Annotated in this window: 23 protein-coding genes; 4 read left to right on the top strand and 19 right to left on the bottom strand. The window is 48.1% G+C overall.

Translation table 11 applies throughout. The features are described 5' to 3' along the window. Positions 1 to 269: 269 nt before the first annotated feature. The 16 genes from hpf to NST99_RS30985 all read right to left on the bottom strand — a co-directional run bounded on the left by hpf (position 270) and on the right by NST99_RS30985 (position 13,116). A complete protein-coding gene (gene hpf, locus NST99_RS30910) occupies positions 270 to 821 on the bottom strand; it encodes a ribosome hibernation-promoting factor, HPF/YfiA family (RefSeq protein WP_341096753.1) in 552 nt (183 codons plus the stop codon). Positions 822 to 1,000: 179 nt separating this feature from the next. Next, positions 1,001 to 2,464: an S-layer homology domain-containing protein gene (locus NST99_RS30915; protein WP_341096754.1), complete on the bottom strand. Its 1,464-nt coding sequence runs from the start codon at positions 2,462 to 2,464 to the stop codon at positions 1,001 to 1,003. 292 nt (positions 2,465 to 2,756) lie between these two features. Further along, entirely contained in the window at positions 2,757 to 2,954 is a 198-nt protein-coding gene (locus tag NST99_RS30920; RefSeq protein ID WP_019915069.1) for a cold shock domain-containing protein, read from the bottom strand. A 225-nt stretch (positions 2,955 to 3,179) separates the two neighbouring features. Continuing rightward, positions 3,180 to 3,521, bottom strand: a complete 342-nt coding sequence (locus tag NST99_RS30925) for a hypothetical protein (RefSeq protein WP_341096755.1) — start codon at positions 3,519 to 3,521, stop codon at positions 3,180 to 3,182. Next, positions 3,514 to 3,924 (bottom strand): flagellar export chaperone FliS, encoded by a 411-nt coding sequence (fliS, locus tag NST99_RS30930; protein ID WP_341096757.1) that lies wholly within the window; start codon positions 3,922 to 3,924, stop codon positions 3,514 to 3,516. The genes NST99_RS30925 and fliS overlap by 8 nt, the downstream gene beginning before the upstream one ends. 19 nt (positions 3,925 to 3,943) lie before the next feature. Beyond that, positions 3,944 to 5,803, bottom strand: a complete 1,860-nt coding sequence (fliD, locus tag NST99_RS30935) for a flagellar filament capping protein FliD (protein WP_341096758.1) — start codon at positions 5,801 to 5,803, stop codon at positions 3,944 to 3,946. A 47-nt stretch (positions 5,804 to 5,850) separates the two neighbouring features. Next, entirely contained in the window at positions 5,851 to 6,240 is a 390-nt protein-coding gene (locus NST99_RS30940; protein ID WP_341096759.1) for a flagellar protein FlaG, read from the bottom strand. A 139-nt stretch (positions 6,241 to 6,379) separates the two neighbouring features. Beyond that, positions 6,380 to 7,585 carry a flagellin N-terminal helical domain-containing protein gene (locus tag NST99_RS30945; protein WP_341096760.1) on the bottom strand — a complete coding sequence of 402 codons (1,206 nt, stop codon included), beginning with the start codon at positions 7,583 to 7,585 and terminating at the stop codon, positions 6,380 to 6,382. A 280-nt stretch (positions 7,586 to 7,865) separates the two neighbouring features. Beyond that, positions 7,866 to 8,093 (bottom strand): carbon storage regulator CsrA, encoded by a 228-nt coding sequence (csrA, locus tag NST99_RS30950; RefSeq protein ID WP_341096761.1) that lies wholly within the window; start codon positions 8,091 to 8,093, stop codon positions 7,866 to 7,868. Position 8,094: 1 nt separating this feature from the next. Further along, the gene (gene fliW, locus NST99_RS30955; protein ID WP_341096762.1) at positions 8,095 to 8,541 is read right to left on the bottom strand and encodes a flagellar assembly protein FliW; all 447 of its coding nucleotides are present in this window, start codon (positions 8,539 to 8,541) and stop codon (positions 8,095 to 8,097) included. 93 nt (positions 8,542 to 8,634) lie between these two features. Next, positions 8,635 to 9,201 carry a DUF6470 family protein gene (locus NST99_RS30960; protein WP_341096764.1) on the bottom strand — a complete coding sequence of 189 codons (567 nt, stop codon included), beginning with the start codon at positions 9,199 to 9,201 and terminating at the stop codon, positions 8,635 to 8,637. 15 nt (positions 9,202 to 9,216) lie between these two features. After that, on the bottom strand, positions 9,217 to 10,134 hold the full coding sequence (gene flgL / locus NST99_RS30965; protein ID WP_341096765.1) for a flagellar hook-associated protein FlgL: 918 nt from the start codon (positions 10,132 to 10,134) through the stop codon (positions 9,217 to 9,219). A gap of 14 nt (positions 10,135 to 10,148) precedes the next feature. Continuing rightward, complete coding sequence (gene flgK, locus NST99_RS30970; protein ID WP_341096767.1) at positions 10,149 to 11,744, bottom strand: flagellar hook-associated protein FlgK; 1,596 nt, start codon at positions 11,742 to 11,744, stop codon at positions 10,149 to 10,151. A 57-nt stretch (positions 11,745 to 11,801) separates the two neighbouring features. Further along, positions 11,802 to 12,302, bottom strand: coding sequence for a flagellar protein FlgN (locus NST99_RS30975; RefSeq protein WP_341096769.1), 501 nt, complete (start codon positions 12,300 to 12,302; stop codon positions 11,802 to 11,804). 12 nt (positions 12,303 to 12,314) lie between these two features. Next, complete coding sequence (gene flgM / locus NST99_RS30980; protein ID WP_038597336.1) at positions 12,315 to 12,602, bottom strand: flagellar biosynthesis anti-sigma factor FlgM; 288 nt, start codon at positions 12,600 to 12,602, stop codon at positions 12,315 to 12,317. Positions 12,603 to 12,705: 103 nt separating this feature from the next. Continuing rightward, positions 12,706 to 13,116: a TIGR03826 family flagellar region protein gene (locus NST99_RS30985; protein WP_076109633.1), complete on the bottom strand. Its 411-nt coding sequence runs from the start codon at positions 13,114 to 13,116 to the stop codon at positions 12,706 to 12,708. 168 nt (positions 13,117 to 13,284) lie between these two features. Here NST99_RS30985 and NST99_RS30990 point away from each other — a divergent pair, with 168 nt between their 5' ends. From NST99_RS30990 to NST99_RS31005, 4 genes are all read left to right on the top strand, one after another. Further along, positions 13,285 to 13,992: a response regulator transcription factor gene (locus tag NST99_RS30990; RefSeq protein WP_341096771.1), complete on the top strand. Its 708-nt coding sequence runs from the start codon at positions 13,285 to 13,287 to the stop codon at positions 13,990 to 13,992. Beyond that, the gene (locus tag NST99_RS30995; RefSeq protein ID WP_341096772.1) at positions 13,989 to 14,948 is read left to right on the top strand and encodes a sensor histidine kinase; all 960 of its coding nucleotides are present in this window, start codon (positions 13,989 to 13,991) and stop codon (positions 14,946 to 14,948) included. The genes NST99_RS30990 and NST99_RS30995 overlap by 4 nt, the downstream gene beginning before the upstream one ends. Positions 14,949 to 15,045: 97 nt before the next feature. Next, positions 15,046 to 15,957 (top strand): ABC transporter ATP-binding protein, encoded by a 912-nt coding sequence (locus NST99_RS31000; RefSeq protein ID WP_341096775.1) that lies wholly within the window; start codon positions 15,046 to 15,048, stop codon positions 15,955 to 15,957. A gap of 1 nt (position 15,958) precedes the next feature. Beyond that, on the top strand, positions 15,959 to 16,666 hold the full coding sequence (locus NST99_RS31005) for an ABC transporter permease (RefSeq protein WP_341096776.1): 708 nt from the start codon (positions 15,959 to 15,961) through the stop codon (positions 16,664 to 16,666). 5 nt (positions 16,667 to 16,671) lie between these two features. On the opposite strand, the gene NST99_RS31010 is transcribed toward NST99_RS31005, so the two are convergent. From NST99_RS31010 to NST99_RS31020, 3 genes are all read right to left on the bottom strand, one after another. Beyond that, the gene (locus NST99_RS31010; protein WP_341096778.1) at positions 16,672 to 17,538 is read right to left on the bottom strand and encodes a ComF family protein; all 867 of its coding nucleotides are present in this window, start codon (positions 17,536 to 17,538) and stop codon (positions 16,672 to 16,674) included. Further along, entirely contained in the window at positions 17,535 to 19,733 is a 2,199-nt protein-coding gene (locus tag NST99_RS31015) for a DEAD/DEAH box helicase (RefSeq protein WP_341096780.1), read from the bottom strand. Before NST99_RS31015 ends, NST99_RS31010 begins: the two co-directional genes overlap by 4 nt. A gap of 94 nt (positions 19,734 to 19,827) precedes the next feature. After that, complete coding sequence (locus tag NST99_RS31020; protein WP_341096782.1) at positions 19,828 to 20,271, bottom strand: hypothetical protein; 444 nt, start codon at positions 20,269 to 20,271, stop codon at positions 19,828 to 19,830. Positions 20,272 to 20,491: the final 220 nt, after the last annotated feature.

Raw genomic sequence — 20,491 nt, forward strand, 5'->3', positions numbered from 1 at the left:
TTCATAAATTGTAACAGTTTGTAAGAGATGCCGCAATACGAGCAGGCCGCAACCTTATTTTACAAAAAAAGTTCAGTCGCGTTTTAACTTCATATTTTCGCTGAAATGCCGCTGTACCTTTGGAGGGCAATGTTGCCCTTTTTTCTGTCTCCGTTTATATACGCACAAGAGCCCTATTCGATTCACACGAATAGGGGCTCGGTTAATTTTCTACGTCAGACTGAGACGAATAACGCAGCCTCAGCTATTGCCTTGCTGATTTTCAGAATCTAGTTCTGTTCAATCAGGCCATACTTTCCATCATTTCGTTTGTAAACAACACTCACTTCAGAAGTGTCGATGTTGGAGAACACAAAGAAATTATGTCCAACCATGTTCATTTGCAGGATCGCTTCCTCGACATCCATAGGCTTCAAGGTAAACCGCTTGTTACGCACAACCTCCAAATCATCATAATCCTGTTCCTCTACAGCAACAGCCCCAGGGGCTCCTTCTACAAACAGCGTCTTCAGGCTTCCTTCCTGGCGGAACTTGCGATTAAGTTTGGTCTTGTGCTTGCGGATTTGGCGTTCCAGCTTGTCCACAACAGCATCAATGGAAGCGTACATGTCATCACTGCGGTCCTCGGCACGAAGCGTCACACCTGCCAGTGGAATGGTTACCTCCACCGTATGAAGGCCGCGGACAACGCCAAGCGTCACATATCCTTCTGAGGTAGGGGGTGCATCGAAATACTTCTCAAGTCTGCTGAGCTTCTTATCAACATATTCTCTCAAAGCGTCGGTCACTTCAATTTGTTGACCTCGAATGCTGAATTGCATGGGCACTCCTCCTTTGTTTACATTTTCATTATACCAAATTGTCAGCGCTAAGTAAAAAACAAATCATGACAGCCTTTACATTTAGCTAACATAAGATGCTATGAAATCCCCGAAAATACACAATTGGCCCGGAAAGGGCAGTTTTTAATCACCCTCTTCCGGACCAAAGTCAGTTACTTCTACTTAGTATGAATGCGCAGGATCTCCACCGGTGACCATGTGTTTTCACTGCCGGTAATGAGATATACCTTGTAGCTGGTATTCGCAGTCAGGCCGGTTAGCGCCAGTGTCTGTCTTACTCCAGGAGCAGGTGCAGGACTGATTAAACCCGTCCAAGGAGCTGACAGCGCTGTTCCGGCACTATCTTTTCCCTGGGCAATTTGGGCTGCACTCGGATCAGCTGCATTAGCCGGCAACACCACGTATCTTACCGGTGCAGCAGTCCCACTTGCCTGCCCGTAGGTGACATACACATCTGCTGTAACCGTACCTATCTCCCCTGGTTTAACAGCAGTAATAGACGTTGCACTGCTTGCAGCAGTGGTTAAACGCAGTGTCGATACTTCTGACCAGTTTCCGTAAGAATCAGCAAGCGTTACATAGGCTGCATACTCAGTACCCGCCTGCAAGCCATAGACAGAGAAGGATACAGTTGTATTGCCTGTCGCTGCAGTCTTCCCGCTATTGACACCAGCTGTTCCGGCACTGGTCAGACCATCTCTTATCTGCAACGCGCTCGGCGCCGATACAGTACTGCTGTAAGGGGCCACAACATAATAGACAGCTCCGGTCACTGAAGGTGTAAGATACACATCAGCTGTAACAACACCAACATGGCCGTAGGTTACACCACTTACGGATGGAACAATGATGCCACCACCACCGCCATTGCCTCCTCCACCACCGCTGCCTCCGCCTGTACCGCTAGTTGGAATTGGTGTTGGTGCAGGTGTTGCCGAAGGTGCAGGTGTCGCGGTTGGTGCTGTTGTAGGCGTAGGCGTAGGTGTAGGTGTTACAGTACCACCAGAGCCACCCGGCCGGTTAGCTACCGAATTTCCGATGATGGTAACCGCTTCAGCTCTTGTCAGCGATTTCTTAGGGCCGAAGGTTCCGTCTGTATACCCGTTAATAATCTTCTTATTGGCTACCGCAGCAACGGAGCCCCGTGCCCACACAGAAATCTGGGCACTATCCTTGAATGCAAGTGTAGTGCTGCCTGTGTTCAGACTAAGTAATCTGGCAGTAATTGCCGCTGCTTCCTGTCTTGTCAGCGGGCTTAAAGGGCGAAAGGTTTTGTCGCTAAAACCGGCGATATATCCGGCTTTTACAGCTTTCGCTACTTCATTGTAAGCCCAGTTGGATTTTTTAAGATCCTTGAAGCTGATAGCCGCCGTATCCGTGAATCCAAAGAGGCGGTTTACAAAAGCAACGTATTCGCCCCGGGTAATCACCTTATTGGGCTTAACCGTACCATCAGGGTATCCACCCAAATATCCTTTGTCCAGCCAGTTCTGCAGTTGGCTTTGTGCCCAGTGTCCCTTAATATCCTTTGGCACCGAAGCGGCAGAAACACTGCCCAGAGCCCCGAACAACATGCTAACTCCAAGTAGTACGGTCATAAATCCACGCCATGTTTTCTTCATTCAGCTGTTCATCCTCCTGAGTGTTTGATGGGCATAGGCTTCACTCATCGCTTCTTCCACATCCTCCCGGAAGCATACGCCTAAGTAAGTAAATTGTGTCGAGTCATATAATTAGCCCAACGGTTTACATTACCCAGAAACTGGTTGAACATAACATTCAATTGGTAATCTATATAAATCCACCCTCTGATGTACAACAAAAAAGGACCCCGGGAGTAGTCCCAAGGTCCGCGCTAGCGTAGTCTCAATTGCTAACCATCTACCATATATGTAGGTCGGCTGCGCCGGATGATTATAATTTGATGACGTTAGCTGCTTGTGGTCCGCGTGCGCCTTCTACGATATCAAACTCTACGGATTGTCCTTCATCCAAAGTCTTGAAACCGTCAGTTTGAATCGCGGAGAAGTGTACAAATACGTCGCCACCATCGGCAGTTTCGATGAAGCCATAACCTTTTTCTGCGTTAAACCATTTAACTTTACCTTCCATTGATTAAACATTCCCTTCGTCATCAGATGAACGTGAGTCTTGCTCACAAATCGACTATACCACCGCTGCTTCTTTATTGTCAATTGGAATAGTAAATGTTTTCTTTCAATAAATTACCATCCCTAAATTTAATATAAAGTCGTCATACTTGTGATATTTTCATCAAAAAAGGAGCAGACGCTATTTAATACCCGCCTGCTCCTGTGGTGAATCATCAGGAAATCACTATTTTTTTCGGTCCATCAGGAAGCTGTCCGGGGTGTATCCGGCCTCGTAGGCATTGCGTTGTTGCTTAGCTTGGTTACGCTTATAAAGCCAATCTTGAGCTTCCAGGCGTAGGGCGTTCATGCGGGCGGTGATTTCTGGATCGTGCTGCAGGATTCGTTCGATTTCGACTTTTTGCGCCGCCGATGCAGGAATCGACGAGAACTGTCGGATGATGTCATCAATCAGCTTCTGCCGTTCTTCCACGAAAGACTCCAAGTCTTCGAATTCAGCTTCATATAACCGCCCCATCATATTCTGCGTCAATTGCTGCAATTCTGCAATAAGCTTGTCCTTATCCATTAGCACTTTCCGTAGATGTCGGCTCTGGCCCCTGACCTGCTGCGATCTTCGAAGCCTGAAGCCAGGTTTCCCGCAGTTCAGTTAAGTAACCCAGTGCTTCTTCTGCCTTAGTCATGTCTTTACGAATATTGGCTTCAACCAGCAGGAAATTCGTATATTCATACATGGAGTATAAGTTTTTCGATATTTCATAGGTATAGTCAAGGGTACTCATCAGCTCACTGACAATGGTCTGAGCTTTGCCGAGATTAAGATTAGTTTTCTCCAAATCGTGCTTGCTCAGCCCATCCATTGCCGTTCTCACGAAACGAATTGCACCGTCATACAGCATTACAACTAACTGTGCAGGCGTGGAAGTTTGGATAGAGGATTGTCGGTATTTCTCATAAGGAGATTTAAGCAAGATAGTCTCACCCTTTATTTTAAGATAGTCCCAAGCTGGACATCAGGCTGGAGGACTGTGTCGTCAGCTTGTTCATTGCACTTTCCATTGCTGAGAATTGCTTATAGTAACGATTTTCTACCATTTGAAGATTTTTCTGCATAATATAAATCCGATTATTGTAACCTTTAAGTTGTTTCCCAATGACACTTTCCTCTTTAAATGTACTATTTAAGTCCATGGAAAATTTATTGGTACCCGCCCGCTCAGTGATCATATCTAAGGTGCCGGTAATGCTATTCGTTAATTTGTTGAAGATACCTTTTTCCGGAGCATTGGCGGGACCTTGAAAAAGATCGAGCGCAAGTTGAGGATTGGCGCTTATCGCATTTTTCAGCTTTGTCTCATCCGCTATGACCAGCTTACCATTCTCCATATAATTCCCTGTAGTTATACCAATGGCATTAAGGCTTCCAAGTTTCTCGGTAATCGCTTCTCGCATTTTGGATAGAAGACTTGTGATAATATCGTTATTTTTGAATAAACCGCTTTTGGCTTTTACTGTCCAGCTGTCAATATCGCCTTCTTTCATTTCCTTTTTTTGCTCATCTGACAGTGGTTTAAAGTCACGATACCTAGTTTCATTAACTTTGGTATTAAGTGCTTTTATTAAGGCATTGTAGTCATCCATAAAACCCTTGATGGATTCCAGAGCTTTATCCGGATCACTTTGAGTTTTAACATTCGCAGGAATATCCGTTCCATTGCTATCCTTGGTCACATCCAATAATGTTAGCTGAACCCCATTAATAGTGAAAACGTTGCTAGTAACGTTATTAATAACTTCACCATTAATCGTGACTATTCCATTTTCACCCTTGATAACCTCTTTAATCGGCTCCGGGCCTTCAGCAAAAGGTACAGCTCCTTTGAATAGACCTAAAAATTCGTAGGAGGCTCCATCCATCTTCACTTCTCCACCAGAGTTACCGGTAATCGTTAGTTTACCATTTGTGAAGCTTGCCGTCACATTGACATCGGGTTTTGTATTGATTGCTGTCACTACTGATGCAATTGAGGTCGATGCAGTAAATACAAACTGCTTCCCGTTAATAACAAAATCATAATACCTCTCCGGAGCACCCGGAGCAGGGTCTTTCCCATCCAACATCTTCTGCAGGTCAGCCAATGTTTTGTCATCTGTGACGCCTGGGCCAGCTCCGTTAGTCTCGACCACTGTTTTCTTTGAAAAGAGTGCCAGTAATGAATTGCTTCCAGCCGGGGTTTCGACTTTAATCTTCCCATCTGCACCCCCAACCTTCGATGCAATCGACAGCTTTCCTGTAATCTCATCATAACTTGCAACAGCATTAGCCTTTGTATTGGTGTTTATCGCTGCCACCAGGGAAGAGATAGATGTAAGACCATTAAACAGAGAATTACCTGCACTATCCTTGAAACTCACCCCGTTAATGGTAATGTCGAAGCCTTTCTTGAGATATGCAGCCTCTTCTTCTTCAGAGAGCTCTGACAAAGCTACACCATCAAGCTGTGCCAATGAAGTTGAACTGGGTATACCTTGACCTAAGCCGGGGGTCTGAAGAGTGGTTTTGGTAGCAAGCTTACTTACACTTACCTTCATATCGACTCCATTTGCCGTTGCTGTAGCTTCGGCTTTCACTGCAGTTGTATTCCCTGTGGTCACGGCCTTATTCGCATTTAAGGAGTCGGATTTTTTATATTTATCGTTCAGTTTATTTGTACGAAAATCATACAGCACACTGTTCAGCTCACGGTATCCTTCTCTAGTCCACTGTAATACTTGCTTATCCTGATTGAGCTTATCCAGTGGCACCCGTTTAGCTGCCATCATACTCTTGACCATACTGTCAATATCCATGCCAGAAAATCCATTGATTCTTGTAACCAAATCAGCACCTCCAAGTGTTAGACTTTCTCGTCTACAAGTATTCCTGCGATTTCCATCATTTTAGCAACGAGATCCAGTGTTTTCTCTGGGGGAACTTCACGAATTAACTCACCGGTATCTTTATTGAGTACCTTGACCATAATATCATGCGTCTTCTCGTGGATGCTGATCTCCAGCGTGGTCTGAGGCCCTTGTAGAGATTTCACTGCTCGCTCAATGGTTCGAATAAGCTGTTCTTCGGCCACAGATACGTTCACGCCTTGCTTCTCTCTCAAATTCATCTCCTTAGTATCTTGAATTGGAGAAAGTGGTTTCACCTGTGATGTCGACTCTGTGCTGTGATTGCTCTCTGTACCGTTAGGCCTGCTTATTGTGGAACTGGCAGTAAGTGAAAACTGTACATTCATTATCCTGACCTCCAGCAACGCTATTTATATTGTATATATCGGTTTCATTTAGGGATAATTTAGGATTTGATCCCTGTCAAGCAAAAAAAAAGAAAAAAAGCTCCGGGTTTCCCCGGAGCTTTGGTCAAACGAGAAGAAATTAACGAAGCAATTGCAGAACACCTTGTGGCTGTTGGTTAGCTTGTGCCAACATAGCCTGTGAAGCTTGAGCAAGGATGTTGTTCTTCGTTTGTTGCATCATTTCTTTAGCCATGTCAACGTCACGAATACGGGACTCAGCAGCACTCAAGTTCTCGGAAGCAGCACCCAAGTTGTTGATAGTGTGTTCCAGACGGTTTTGCATAGCACCCAAGTTACTGCGTTGGGAAGAAACTTTTTGCATAGCGTTTTGAACCGTTTCGATTGCAGTAGCTGCACCGAATTTAGAGGAAATATCAATTGTTTTAACGCCAAGAGCGTCCGCACGCATATCTCCTACGGAGATAAATGCCGTTTGACCAGCATTCGCACCAATTTGTGTCATTATAGAGTTTTTCAGATCACTGCCAGCATCCACGTCTTTACCGAATACAAAAGTCATACTTTCTCCGACCTTCATATTTACATGTAGATCTCCAACTGCCAATGTGGTTGCGCCACCTGTAAGAACTCCAGCGTCAAAAGTAAGTAGATCTTTACTTGTTATTGCAATACCAGTAGAATCGGCACCATTTGGCCCGATAATTTTATAATCAGCGGCATTAAATCCTGTAGTAGCAGGATCAGAAACTCCAGTTCTTACGATCATGTAAGCTCCGTCGGTGTTAGACTTTGTTGTAGAAGTTCCAGCTGCTTTATTCAAATTTTCAAGAGCTGTAGCATCAATTTTGACACCGGAGTTATTGTTAACTTTAGCAGTACCTGCTACTGCTTCAGTTACGCCTTTTGCAGAACCATCCAACAACTTCTTGGTATTGAACTCAGTAGTGTTACCGATACGATCCAATTCAGTAACCAATTGTTTAACTTCGGATTGAAGTTCTTTACGGTCAGCATCTGTATTGGTATCATTCGAAGATTGAACAGCCAGCTCACGCATACGTTGCAGGATGCTGTGGGATTCGTTCAATGCACCTTCAGCAGTTTGAATCAAAGAGATGGCATCTTGTGAGTTCTTGGAAGCCATATCCAAACCACGGATTTGACCACGCATTTTTTCGGAGATTGCCAGACCGGCAGCATCGTCACCGGCACGGTTGATACGAAGACCGGAAGACAATTTCTCGATATTTTTGTTAGTGTTGGCTGTGTTAGTAGTCAGTTGACGGTGAGTGTTCATCGCCGCGATATTGTGGTTGATAATCATTTGATATTTCCTCCCTGAAATTAAGTTAGTTCCACATCCATGTGGTAAACGCCAAACCATTAAGGTCGGCCGCCCTGCAGGATCAGCGTCTAAATTATATATCGACAACCCCAGGCAAACTATGTAGAGCAAACAGAAAGTTTTTCTATATTTTTTTTAAAAGATATTATTCATTTCGAAAGTTACCTTATTAAAAACAAAAAAAGGGCTACTTTCTTTGGTGGAATGGCGTTTGTCAACTGCGACATTCCCCAAAGAGAAGTGCACCTTTTAGATGAAATCAACCGCGAAGCCTATGAATTAGCGCATGAAGATCGGACTGCTGCGGTGCCGCTGATTCACGATTGGCTTCCTGAATAGACAAATATACCTCTTTACGAAAAATATCGACATGCTTCGGAGCTGAAATGCCAATCTTTACGGTATCTCCCTCCACACTCAGTACGGTCAGCTCAATGTGATCCTGTATGACGATGGACTCGCCTTTTTTACGGGACAATACCAGCATTTCATCCACCATCCTTTCCGTCAATTACTGATTGATCTTGCAATAGGCTGTGTTTGGTATGATAAGGGCTCCTATGCAGGACCACCTGTTTACCAAGTCTCTCCAAAGGATTCAGTACAACTGGAGCAAGCAAGTTAAGGGTGGACTGCTCCGTTTGCTCCTTAAGCGTAATAATACAGCGGACAACAACATCTGAACCAATTGCCAGTTCTTCCGCCTCCTCATCAGGTAACTCGAATTCATAAGTCGGATAAAACGCAAACGGATCACCGAGAAGAAAGGATAATCCTTGATCGTTCACAGACTGTAAATACCAGAACGGCGCTTCCTCCATAGCTATTAAGGCGAACTCAGTTTCCTCATCGAAACCCGGCAGCCCTTTGGGAAAATGGTAGATCTGTTCTTCACTCACTTCAAGTCTACCCCAAGACAACGTTTCTATAATCAAGTTATTCACTCCTAAAGTATAAATTAAGTTGTTTAAAAAATATAAAGCAGAAAAGCTATAGAGGCGCTGTAAGGCACGTCTATAGCTTGGAAGCTACCTTTGAACATTGATTTCCGGGGGAATAAATTGTAAAGAGCCGTAACTCTGCATATAAATATCCAGCTTGCCACGGGTGAACTCAATCTCAGGAGCATTCCTTTCGATCTCCACATCCACCTGTGCAGGCCGGTAACTAAGCTGCGGCGCCTGCGTTTGAATATGAATGTCCACATTGTCATAGGATGCAGGACCACGCATCTCAGGAAAGGAGTTCGGCAAAGTATCCGTTCCATACACTTCACTAATTGTATTCCCTGGCTTGAAAAATTCGGCCATCCGATTTCCCTGCTCTACCCGTCTGGCAATTCCTTGTAAATACAACTGCTCAATACCGGAATAGATACGTTTATTCATTTCCAGCATTTTACCACCGTTATACGCTGCCCATGCTTTTGATTGATCTACGGTTAGCTCTGGACGGGTGGAGTGAACGGTAAGTTCTCCTGGAGTAGTCGTTATGCTCACATCAGCCTTGGGCTGTCTTATAGAAAATGTGCCTGGATCTGCATCTATGTTCATAACAGCAGGAGACTGGCGTATTTGTACGACAGGTTGGATCAACAGAGATCACCTCCACTATCTTATGAAATCAACCAGAGAAGTAGAGATGATCTTCGCACCCACGGATAGAGAAGCATTATAGATGTTCTCCTGAATCTTAGACTGCATGATCAGTCCCTCGTAGTCAGCATCCTCTGTCTTGGCTTGCAGATCCGTAAGATTCACATTCAGGTCACTTAGACGATCCTGCATTAATTCAACACGATTGGTTTTGGCACCTATCTCAGAGCGGGCTGCTAATATAGTCTCCATTCGTGTGTCGATATTAGTAAGCTGTGCTGAGACTGCAGAATAATTTCCGGAGCTCAATGCCGCTGAAATATCATTAATAATCTTAAAGAGATTGTCGGGATCAGCAGTATCTCCAAACACCTCATTTCCGGTTAAATTAATAGGCATCTGCACACCTTCACCTACGATATACTGAATTTGACCAGGATCTGTTATTACAGCCTGAGTAGTATTATAGGTACCGTCAGCGTTTTTGGCAAAATCATACGGCTTGGTATCATATTTCTCACCATTAAAGATGTATTTGCCGTTGAGCTTGCTGTTTGAAATATCCACAAGCTGTTCTTGGAGCTGCAGGACTTCCTTATTAATACTGTCTAAAGCAGACTGCGGATTACTGCCCGTCGATGCTTGCACCGTCAACTCCCGTAACTTTTGAACAACCTCCCCAGCCTGTCCTAACACTGTATCATTATAATCCAGCCAAGAGACTGCACTGTCTACGTTCTTGGTATATTGTTCATTTGACGAAAGCTCCGCACGGTAACGCAAGGAATATGTAATCCCTACAGGGTCGTCGGAGGGCTTGTTGATCTTCCGCCCAGTGGCCAGCTGCAGCTGTGTATCGTTCATGGTACGCGCATTGCGGTTCAAGTTAAGCAGCAGCTGTGAATTCATCATATTGGAGGTTACCCTCAACATATGCTCTTCCTCCTCTATCTGCCGACGGTGCCGGTAGAATTAATCAATTTATCGAGCATTTCATCAAAAGTTGTCATAAAGCGAGCAGCAGCGCTGTAAGCGTGCTGGAATACCAGCATATTCGACATTTCTTCATCCAGTGATACCCCGCTTACAGACTGGCGGCGGGAATTCACTTGCTCGACCAGAAAGTCCGAATTGCTCGCCTGGCGGGCAGCCTCTTGTGATTGGATACCAAGCTGGCCGACCATAGAGCTGAGGTAGGACCCGACAGTGCCTGTTGTAGAGCCGCTTGCTGTAGTAAATGTATTGTTATCTTTGAGATTGCTGAACATTAGGGCCAAGGTATTATTGCCTTTGATCACTGAAACCTTGCCAGCGGTATCAGTAGTTGCACGCATCGAAGTGGCAAATAGGCTTGGGTCGGCTGCAATCTCCGGATTCAACCGAATATTGCCGGCAGTGATAGCTTCACCTGCGACAGCAGGGGTAAAGAATGCGCGGCCTGAGCTGCCATCCATACCAAATCCTAACTGATGCAAGCCGTTCAAGCCCTTAACAGTAGTCTTTAGATCACCAGTTAGAGGAATAGGAATTGCAGCACCTGCAAGCAGCGGGGTCTTTGTCCCGTCCACATTTATGATTTCTGAGTCTTTGAGTACAGTAGTTCCTGCGGGAACAGTAGAGCCTGCCGGAATAGTAACCTGCACCTCTCCGTTAGCAATCGTATTAGCCAAGGTATCAAGCTGTTTCTTGTAATCCGTGACATAAGTTCTGTTGGAAAATATCATCCCGTAAGCTTCTCCAGCCTTCAGATCTCCAGAGTCATAAGCAGCATTAAGGAACGCGCTGTCTACCGTTGCGCTGAGCGCTGCTCCCTGCACAAGATTCCGCCCCCCCAATGAGATGTTATATCCGGCATCCGTATCTACCACCGTGATATTAGCAATCTTGGAGAGCTTGTCCGTCAACAGGTCACGTTGATCCCGCAGATCATTGGCTTGATCGCCCATGCCTTCAATCTTGGCAATGGATTGGTTCAGGTCAACGATAGAACTGAGGTAGGTTTGAATTTCCTTCCCCTTTACATCAATATTGGAGGTAAGATCACGGTCAAGATTATTTAATTGGGTGCTCATATAATTGATTGCATCAGTGAGCGATTGTGTGGTCTGCACTACAATCTTACGGGCCGTTGGGTCCTCTGGATTCTTGCTCAAATCTGACCAGGACTTCCAGAAGTTATCGAGTACGGTCCGGATGCCTGTATTTGAAGGTTCATTTACAATAGCTTCCAGCTTATCGAGGGTATCCGATTGGATGGTCCAGTTGCCGCTGGCGGCACTTTCTCCACGGTACTGGTCATCCAGGAACATTTCCCGGATCCGTTCGATGGAGGTGAATTCTACACCAGTACCCAGCTGGCCGGGAACGGTAGAATTAGTGAGTCCATACGCCTCAATCGGCGAGGCGGCTTTCATGTTTACGCGCTGGCGGGTATAGCCTTCCGTATTTGCATTGGCAATGTTGTGTCCGGTTGTATTGAGCGCAGCAGTCTGCGTAAAAAGGCTTCGTCTTGCGGTCTCAATTGAATGAAATGTCGATGTCATGCTACTTGGTCCTCCCTTGTGATTGCTCCGGCAAAACAGCCAGTAATAAATACAATTTTATCCGCGGGTGTCAAAAAGGCCCGGCCGTGCTGCGCTGTTGCCCTTGTCGGATGGATGATGATAGGTAAAGTCCTGGTTCGGTCTTCCGACAAGCAAATCCAGGGAATAATCTATAAAGGTAAGCGACTGCTCAATCAGCTTCTGGTTCAGCTCATTGGCTTTCTTCAAGCGACGCACTGTGTCTGAAAGCTTCTGCTGAATTTGCAGCAGCCGTAATTTGTCTTCAGGGTCAAATACAAGCCGGGACAGCTCTGTCAGATTCAGATTCAGGTTGGAGCGTATGCCCACATGCTGCAAAAAGGCATACGCAGCCTCCGTGCGCTGCTCTTCAAGCTGTCCAATCAGCTTCATTAATTTGGACTCACGGTTCATGATGTCAATAAGACCATCCACCTTGTTGTCCATAATCGTCTGTTTCTTGACAGCGGCCAGATCCAGCATCTGAAGATGCACTTCGTCCAGCCGCTCAAGCAATTCAAGCAATTTCGTCAATGCCATGGATGGGTTCACCTAATTCTCGGAGGATTGCTTAAAATAAGGGGCGAGTTTCTCTGCGAGTTTGGCTGCGTCTACTTCATAGGTACCTGCGGAGACCTGTTGCTTCAAGCTGTCAATCTTAAGTGCGCGTTCTGCATCAACCTTGCCGCTGTTCTGGGCTTGCAAGAGCTTAATAGCTTCGTCAGAAATAGAAACCTCATCTTTACGCGTACTCTTCTTCATTTGTTCCTGCCTTTGCGATTCCGCACTGCGTTGATACGGATTAATCGCATTAATTCGTCCGGTCTCGTTAATTTTCATAACTTCCACCTTCCTTTTGATATAAAAAAACCGATAATCTTTACTAAGTTTATCGGCCTACGTTGAAACATTCTTTATAGCTGCAAACGTTTTTTTACAGAATTTATATACCGCGGAGCTTATCGACTGCCCGGTAGGCGCCCTCAGATGACTTCTTAACAGGTTCTGCAGCGGCACTTTCTTTAGCAGCATTTGCAAGATCTTTCGTCAGACGGGAGCGGCAGCTGTCGCACATATGCCCTTCGCGGATCAAGGTTCCACATACTTCGCACGGCAGCATCATATTAGGCGCATTTGCTATGGAAATTCGGCCTTCGCGAATAAAACGGGTGATTTCCTTGATCGGAATCTCCGTAGCATCGGACAGCTCCTGAATATTGGTGCCTCTGTTTTTGCGCAGATATTCTACGCAGATTTCATATTGATGTTCAAGCTCTTTGAGACAGGGCTGGCACAGGTCCATGATATTTTTGACATATAACCGGCCGCACTTTGGACAATTGTCTAAATTCATTTCGGCAGCGGCTCCCTTCTTACATTCTTTACTGTGAATTCACGTCTTATGCTCTAGATTACATGATAGCTGAAATTCCGTCTATGATTAGTATCGGCTAAAAAATCGCTTTAATTATATTATAATAGCAAAAAATATGCTAAACGGTCATATCAAAGGAGAAATCACATGATTCGTATTCTTGTCATTGAAGATGATCTGGAAATTTCCGGGCTGCTCGAACGATATTTTCATAAGGAAGGCATGGAATGCGTGCGGATCGGGAACGGCCTTGAGGCAAAGGCAGCTTTTGAGCGCAACGGCCCTTTTCAGCTTGTACTGCTCGATCTGATGCTGCCAGGGATGGATGGACTGGAGGTGCTGCGAAGAATCCGTGCGGTCAGCTACGTGCCCGTGCTGATTATGACCGCCAAAGACGGGGAAACGGATAAGATCATCGGTCTTGGCAGCGGAGCTGACGACTATATTATTAAGCCTTTCAGTATCTTTGAATTAATAGCCCGTGCAAAGGCACTTATCCGGCGGTATATTGATTTTTCAGCCGATCCTCTCCTTGAACAGAGCAATCCATACATCTCCTGCGGCGATCTACTAATTGATCCCGAACAGTGCTCAGTCCTGCAAAACGGTGTCTCCCTCGGTCTGACGGCCACGGAATTTCAAATCGTCTATTTGCTGGCCTCTCATCCCAAAAAAGTGTTCACCCGGGAAAATCTATATACCCGAATCTGGGGTGAAGATTATGCAGGTGCGGGTGCGGAAAACACCATTTCTGTACACATTCGCCGCCTACGCTCCAAAATTGAAGAAGACCCTTCCCTCCCCCGGCATATCATCACAGTCTGGGGAATGGGCTACAAATGGGGTGAAGTATGACGGTTCTTGTCCTTACTATCAGCCTGATTCTTGCTGTCCTGTTGGCCATAGTCCTTATCTTCCGCTTACTGCGGCTTCATCGCGAACTGAGTCATGTCCATGAGTTTCTTTTGAACAAGACTACCTTCACCGAACCCGGACAGACTCTGCCCAATGAGCGAGTTCGGATCTTTAGCGAAAACCCTATACTTCGCAAGTTAGCTTCCGGCATTAACAGTCTTCTGGATCGTCTGCAAAATGCTGAATCCCGTACAAGGCAAGCAGAGGACGCGCATAAACGGCTGGTATCGAATATCTCGCATGATTTACGCACCCCTTTGACCTCTGTGATGGGCTATTTAGAGGTACTGCAAACCGATAAGAATCTGAGCGGTGCGGAGCAGAAACAATTCATGAACATCGCTTATAAGAAATCCCGCTCGATGTATGAGCTGCTGGATCAGTTTTTTCAATTGGCGAAGATTGAAGCCGGGGATCTCCCCCTGCAAAACGTCCCTATAGACATGAACAGATTAGCCAAGGAAATGCTGGTCGGCCTCTACCCTATTTTTCTCAACCTGTCGCTGGAGCCTGTTGTGGAGATTCCGGAAAAACGATTGTATGCACTTGGCGATAACATGGCTGTGGAACGCATCGTTGGCAATTTACTTTCTAACAGCTTGCAGCATGGTGCTTCCTCCGGAAAGATTGGGGTTCGGCTCACCGAAACAGAGGATCACATTTCGCTTGAAATCTGGGATAACGGGCCGGGGGTTGCACCGGGGAACTTGAAGCTTATTTTCGAAAGAACGTACACGCTTGAACCCGCACGTACATCCGGCAGCAGCGGCAGCGGCTTGGGACTCACGATAGCCAGACAGCTCGCGCTCAAGCAGGGGGGAAGTCTCCATGCCGCTTCGATACCTGGGGAACGCACCTCTTTTATTCTGCAGCTGCCTAAGGCTTCCTCTTGCTGAATGTAGGAATATTAAAGAAAAAGTAAGAATTAAGTCATAGTTAAGTAAGGGTATTCCTCTAAGCTGAGTCCATACCTTTACTGAGGAGAGACAATCAATGATTCCTATTCTGCAAACCCGTGACTTAAACAAGCACTACCGAAACTCGGCCGTAGTTGAAAATTTGAACCTGACCGTGCGCCAGGGTGATATTTATGGTCTTCTCGGTCAGAACGGAGCCGGCAAAACTACGACCCTGCGCATGCTTCTGGGATTAATCCAGCCTACCTCAGGCAGCATCGAATGGCTTGGTAATCCGCTGCACAGAACGCTTTACAGCCGGATTGGCTCTATTATTGAAACCCCGGGATTCTATCCACACCTGACAGCCGCCGAGAATCTCGAAATTCACCGCCGGATGAGCGGCATTCCCGAGAGGGAATCCGTGATGGAGCACCTGAAGCTGGTCGGTCTGCAGCAGGCCGCACATAAAAAGGCAAAACAGCTCTCACTCGGCATGCGCCAGCGTCTCGGCATTGCCCGTTCACTCATGCATCGTCCGGACATGCTCATCCTGGATGAGCCGATTAATGGGCTTGATCCCCTTGGCATTAAGGATACCCGCGAGCTTATTGTAGACCTGCAGAAGAAGCGGGAATTGACCGTGCTGATCTCCAGCCATATTTTGGGTGAAATCGAGCTTATGGCCAACCGGATCGGTATTATGCATAAAGGCAGACTCATTGAGCAGTTGGATTACGAAGAGATCCAGGGCAAAAACCGCCACTATCTTGAGCTTAAGGTGAATGATGATCAGCAGACGGCCGTGTTATTGGAGCACCAGCTTGGAATCCACAAGTTCCAGGTGTGGGAAAAGGGAGTACTCCGCTTGTACGAGGGCTTCGACAACAGCGGTGAAATCAACCGCCAGCTGGTGGTGCACGGGATTGAAGTGAAAGAGCTGGCCATCCGCGCCGACTCACTCGAGGATTTCTTCATCCATGTTACCAGCCAAAAGGAGCTGAACTAAGATGCTGTACTGTGAATGGCTCAAGTTCCGAAAATCGCCGCTCTTCTGGGCACTGCCCGCAGTAAGCCTGTTTGGCCCATTGTTGTTTATGGTAATGCGCCTCGGAGAACCAATGTCCTGGGAAGGTTATCTCTCGAATGAAAAGCTGATGTATGCATTCATGACGGTAACCCTTTGGATTGCTCTACTAGCCAGTCAAATCATCTCCAAGGAATATACAGATTTTACGGCTTCTGTATTATACACCTATCCACGCTCCAGAATGTCGATTATATTCAGCAAACTATTCATAGCTTTCCTGATTTTATTGGTCAGCACGTTTATTGAATTTATAGGGATGTATATTACCATTTGGATTTTTAAAGGAGAGCCGTTGCCTACAGAACTGTTGAACGATCAATTGGCACGTGCAGGGCTGTTCCTGCTGGGTCAGCTTGCGGTTCTGCCTCTGTTCGCTCTGCTCAGCCAGCTCAGCCGCTCACTGCTTGTTCCCGTGCTGGTGGCAGTAGCCGCTACGATTACTAATCTTAGTCTTGGACTCAGCGGCAGCAAATTTTTTTGGTATTCGCCTTTTTCCGTGGTGGCTGCCCCATATGTATCCGATATTGGAAACATCGAGACCGGAAAGATCGTAATGCTGATTGTAATTGTGTTCCCGGTCTCGCTGGCTGCGCTGCTCATGCATACCTTCAAAATGGAAGTAAAATGAACGTTCTAAGATCTGGCCCAGGTCAAGCTGTATATTTCCGCTGTGCAGCCCAAACTCGCGCTTAGCCGGATTATCGTTTCCGCACACGCACGGATGGTGCTTCCTGTGGTATAGATATCATCAATAATGATAATCTGCAAAGGCCGGTCCTGCGGATTCAATGATTCCAACAGATCTTCAAAACTTGATAGAACTTTAGAATCTCGGCTAGCGGCAAAAGCGTGCTTCATATCTGCCAGCCGCTCGGCCCGGGTCTTAAAGCTCTGTTTGCCGGTATGATGGGTACGGATCAGCAGCGGGAGCTGCGGTACCCCTCTGCGCCGGGATATCATCTCCGCCAGCCGCTCGGCCTGGTTGAACCCTCTCTCCACGAGCCGGGAGTCACTGACAGGAACAGGAACCAGCAAGTCGGCCTGCCAGAGAAGATTCCGCTCGCTTTTCCTAACAGGAAATATGATGTTTGAGAATCTGCTCTGCACCGGGCGGCTGCTGTGCATTAACTGCTCCCGTTCTTCCTTCAGAATGGAATATGCCCTGTCCAGCATCAGGCCAAGCATTGAAACCAGCTTCTCATCGCCGCGATATTTGTACCTTCCCAAAATCTCACGCATCACACTCGTATAAGCAACCGCACTGCGGTTACACACGAGTGGACCTGGCTCGCTGCTGCGGGTACAATCGGGACAGCCGACATGGCGTCCGCATTTACTGCAGCGCGGACAGCGAATCCAGGGAATAGCCGCTTCACAGCCCGCACAGACTCCAGGCAGTTCTGTTACGGGCTGGCTGTGTTTCCCGCAGATCAGGCACTGCTGCAGGGAAGGGGCAAATAAGGATTGAATATTGGCCAGCCTCAAGAGTGAGAATTTCATATCCATTTCTCCTTGCTTATCAACCCTTGTCTGCGGGCAATGGCATTCATTGTCCGAATCTGCGAAATGGCTCCGCGCTGTGACCTTGACCACTGCGGAGATAAGAAGATCACCGATCCGTCTGGATCGTCCTTTGACCTCCCGGCCCGGCCTGCCATCTGGACAAGTGAGGCCTCATCGAACAGACCACTGTCAGCATCCAGAATAAACACATCGCTTCGCGGGACTGTTACTCCCCGTTCAAGAATCGTAGTTGTCACCAGCAGGGAGATTGCCCGGCTGCGGAATCCCGCCACCTTCTCTGCTCTTTCGGGGTCCTGGGATGAGGTGCCTTCAATGGCTTTGCCCGGAAAACTCCGGCGCAGAAGCGACAGCAGTCCGGCAATATGGGAAATCCGCGACACAAACACAAATATTTGCGCTTCCCGGGCAAAAGACCTGCCCAGCGCCTTCTTAAGCTTCCCGGGCAGAGTTCTGCGCTTCAAGCATTGCTGTACCGGCGCCATGGTCAGATGCTGCGGTACGGGCAGGGGATGGCCATGAAAACGGACAGGCACTCTGGCATGCGGAAGTCTGCCGCTATGCGCTTGGCGCTGCAGCTCCGGTGGCGGCGTCGCCGACAAATAGATAAAGCGGCCGTCCGGCTTGCACGCATGCTCAGCCGCAAAGGACAGCATAGGATCATTGACATAGGGGAATGCATCCAGCTCGTCAATTATGACCAGATCAAAGCTCTGATGAAAACGCAGCAGCTGATGGGTGGTCGCCAGCACCATCTGGCTCTGGCCCCAGCGGTCTGGACTGCCGCCGTACAGCACGGAGAGCGTCCTGTCCGGGAACGCCCGGCCCAGCCGCGGAGCCAGCTCCAGTACGACGTCGCGGCGCGGCGTCGCTATCAGCACGCGTCCCCCGGCGCGCAGCACCGCCTCCAGGAGCGGGAAAGTGATCTCCGTCTTTCCCGCTCCTGTAACCGCCCAGAGCAGGAACCGCTCTGGGCCCTGGGCGGCGGAGCGCTGGCGCGGCTCCGCCAGGAACCCCAGTGCAGCGCCGGCGGCTCCCGCCTGCGCGCTGCTCAGCCCCCACCGGCGCGCTGCTACGGTGGGACTGACACCGGCCGTACACCGTACGGCCGGAAGGGATGCGCTGCGCAGCAGCAGCGCACAGGCCCGGCTGCGCCCGAGCGCGAGGCAGGCCTCGCAGTAGGCGCAGCCGGTGAGGCCGCACGCGGCGCATGCCGTGCGGCCGGTGGCGACGCTGCCGCAGCGCAGGCAGCGTATGTCCGCGCGGCGGGCGACAGCGCCGCCGCGCAGGGGCAAGCGGAGCCGCGGCAGGCGAAGCGCCGCAGCACGCAGGAGGCTGCCTGCACTGGGCAGCCGCGCACGGACATCCCTGCCTTCGCTCTCTTTCAATTCTTCCGCCACAACCTCCCTGCTCTTCCTCTCACTCCATGCATCAACGCCTACTCTCCTGCTCTCCCTCCCACTCCACGCATCACCTACTGTATCCCTAGCTACGCTCTCACTCCATGTATCGCCCGCCACTTCCCTGCTTCCCCGCCCCCGCCTCGCCTCACCTGCAGCCTTTTGCGGGCTCTCAGTCCGCGTAGCTCTCTTTTCTATCCCCGAGCTCCATCGCCGCAGTTTCCCCTTGCTCTCTTCAACCCTGCTGCAAGCGGCCTCAAGTTTCAGCCGCCCCTGCAAATGTGCGAGCTGCGCTGCAGCTTGCCAAGTGTCTGCCAGTAGCGGCTCCTTCTCCTCCAGTAGTGCTTCAACTTCAGACTGCAGCAAAGACCGGCCGGACAGCGCCTCCACTAAGCGATCCGCCTGCGCACTGAGTGCGAAACGCGCAGTCCGTTCACTGAAACTAGCGGTTGAATGAAACTGGGTACTATTCTTCCATTCGCCACCTGCTTCTTGCTCCTCATTAATCTCAGCCTGCAATAGATTAGCCAGATAGCCAGCCCAATGTTCTTCCGTCCATTCCTGCATGCCCTTCACAGGTTTGACATTGTCACGAAGTTTGACTGCCCAACCGAGCGGCAGATCCGCAGAAAGCAATACCCGTTTGTCCGCAGACTGTCCATTCCAGCCTTCACCTCCCACCCCGCTCCACCAGACATTGTCTACCTGGATATTCAGCGAAACCCACAGGTGCCAGCATTCCTTATTCTTCACAGCATATAGGGCAACCCTCATCTGCAATCCCTCCTTAATTTATCCTGAGACACAAAAAAGCACACCACTCCATTCTTGGAGAGTGTGCTTCACCCGATTCTTGCGTATTTAATTCTCATTCGCCGCGCTCTGATTGATATCCCCCGCTTTCCGGCATCCGCATAAACCGCAACGGAGCAGTTGTGCCGGGAAACCGCAAATCGACCAATATACCCTGCTGTAACGGGCTTTCTGCCTGTAAGCTACGATTGTGCATGAACCGGGCAACATCAATGGAAGAACCGCTGCAAGCCAATCTGGAAGCCACAGCTATCGTAGCATCACTTGAATCATCGTCCATTACTGTCACCCGAAATAACTTTCCGGTCAGAAAAGCATGAATACCGATTACCCGGATATACCATTCGACAACCGCTTCATGATTACGGGTAATAAGAATATAATGCAGCCGCTTCCCAGAACATGCCGTCTGCCGGGTCAGTTCCCGGTTGCGCAAAATATGAACAAGGACAACTGCGGATCCGTATATAACCGCAATCCAGATTAACTGGGCTACCATGGAGATGCACCTCCTCTGTATACCGACACTATATGCCGGAGTTAAAAGGTCGGTGCCTGCCCATGGTTCCAACAAGACTGGGGATAGCCGGGTACATATTTACATCAGCGTTTTGCCGAATCGAATATAACTGTGCACTGAAACAATACGTTTGATTACAGCAGAATCGCTGCAGTCTGTTATGTAATGTTGTTCCGGATCATTGGGATTCTCCAAAACG

The organism is Paenibacillus sp. FSL L8-0470, from assembly GCF_038008625.1.
Classification (GTDB): domain Bacteria; phylum Bacillota; class Bacilli; order Paenibacillales; family Paenibacillaceae; genus Paenibacillus_AQ.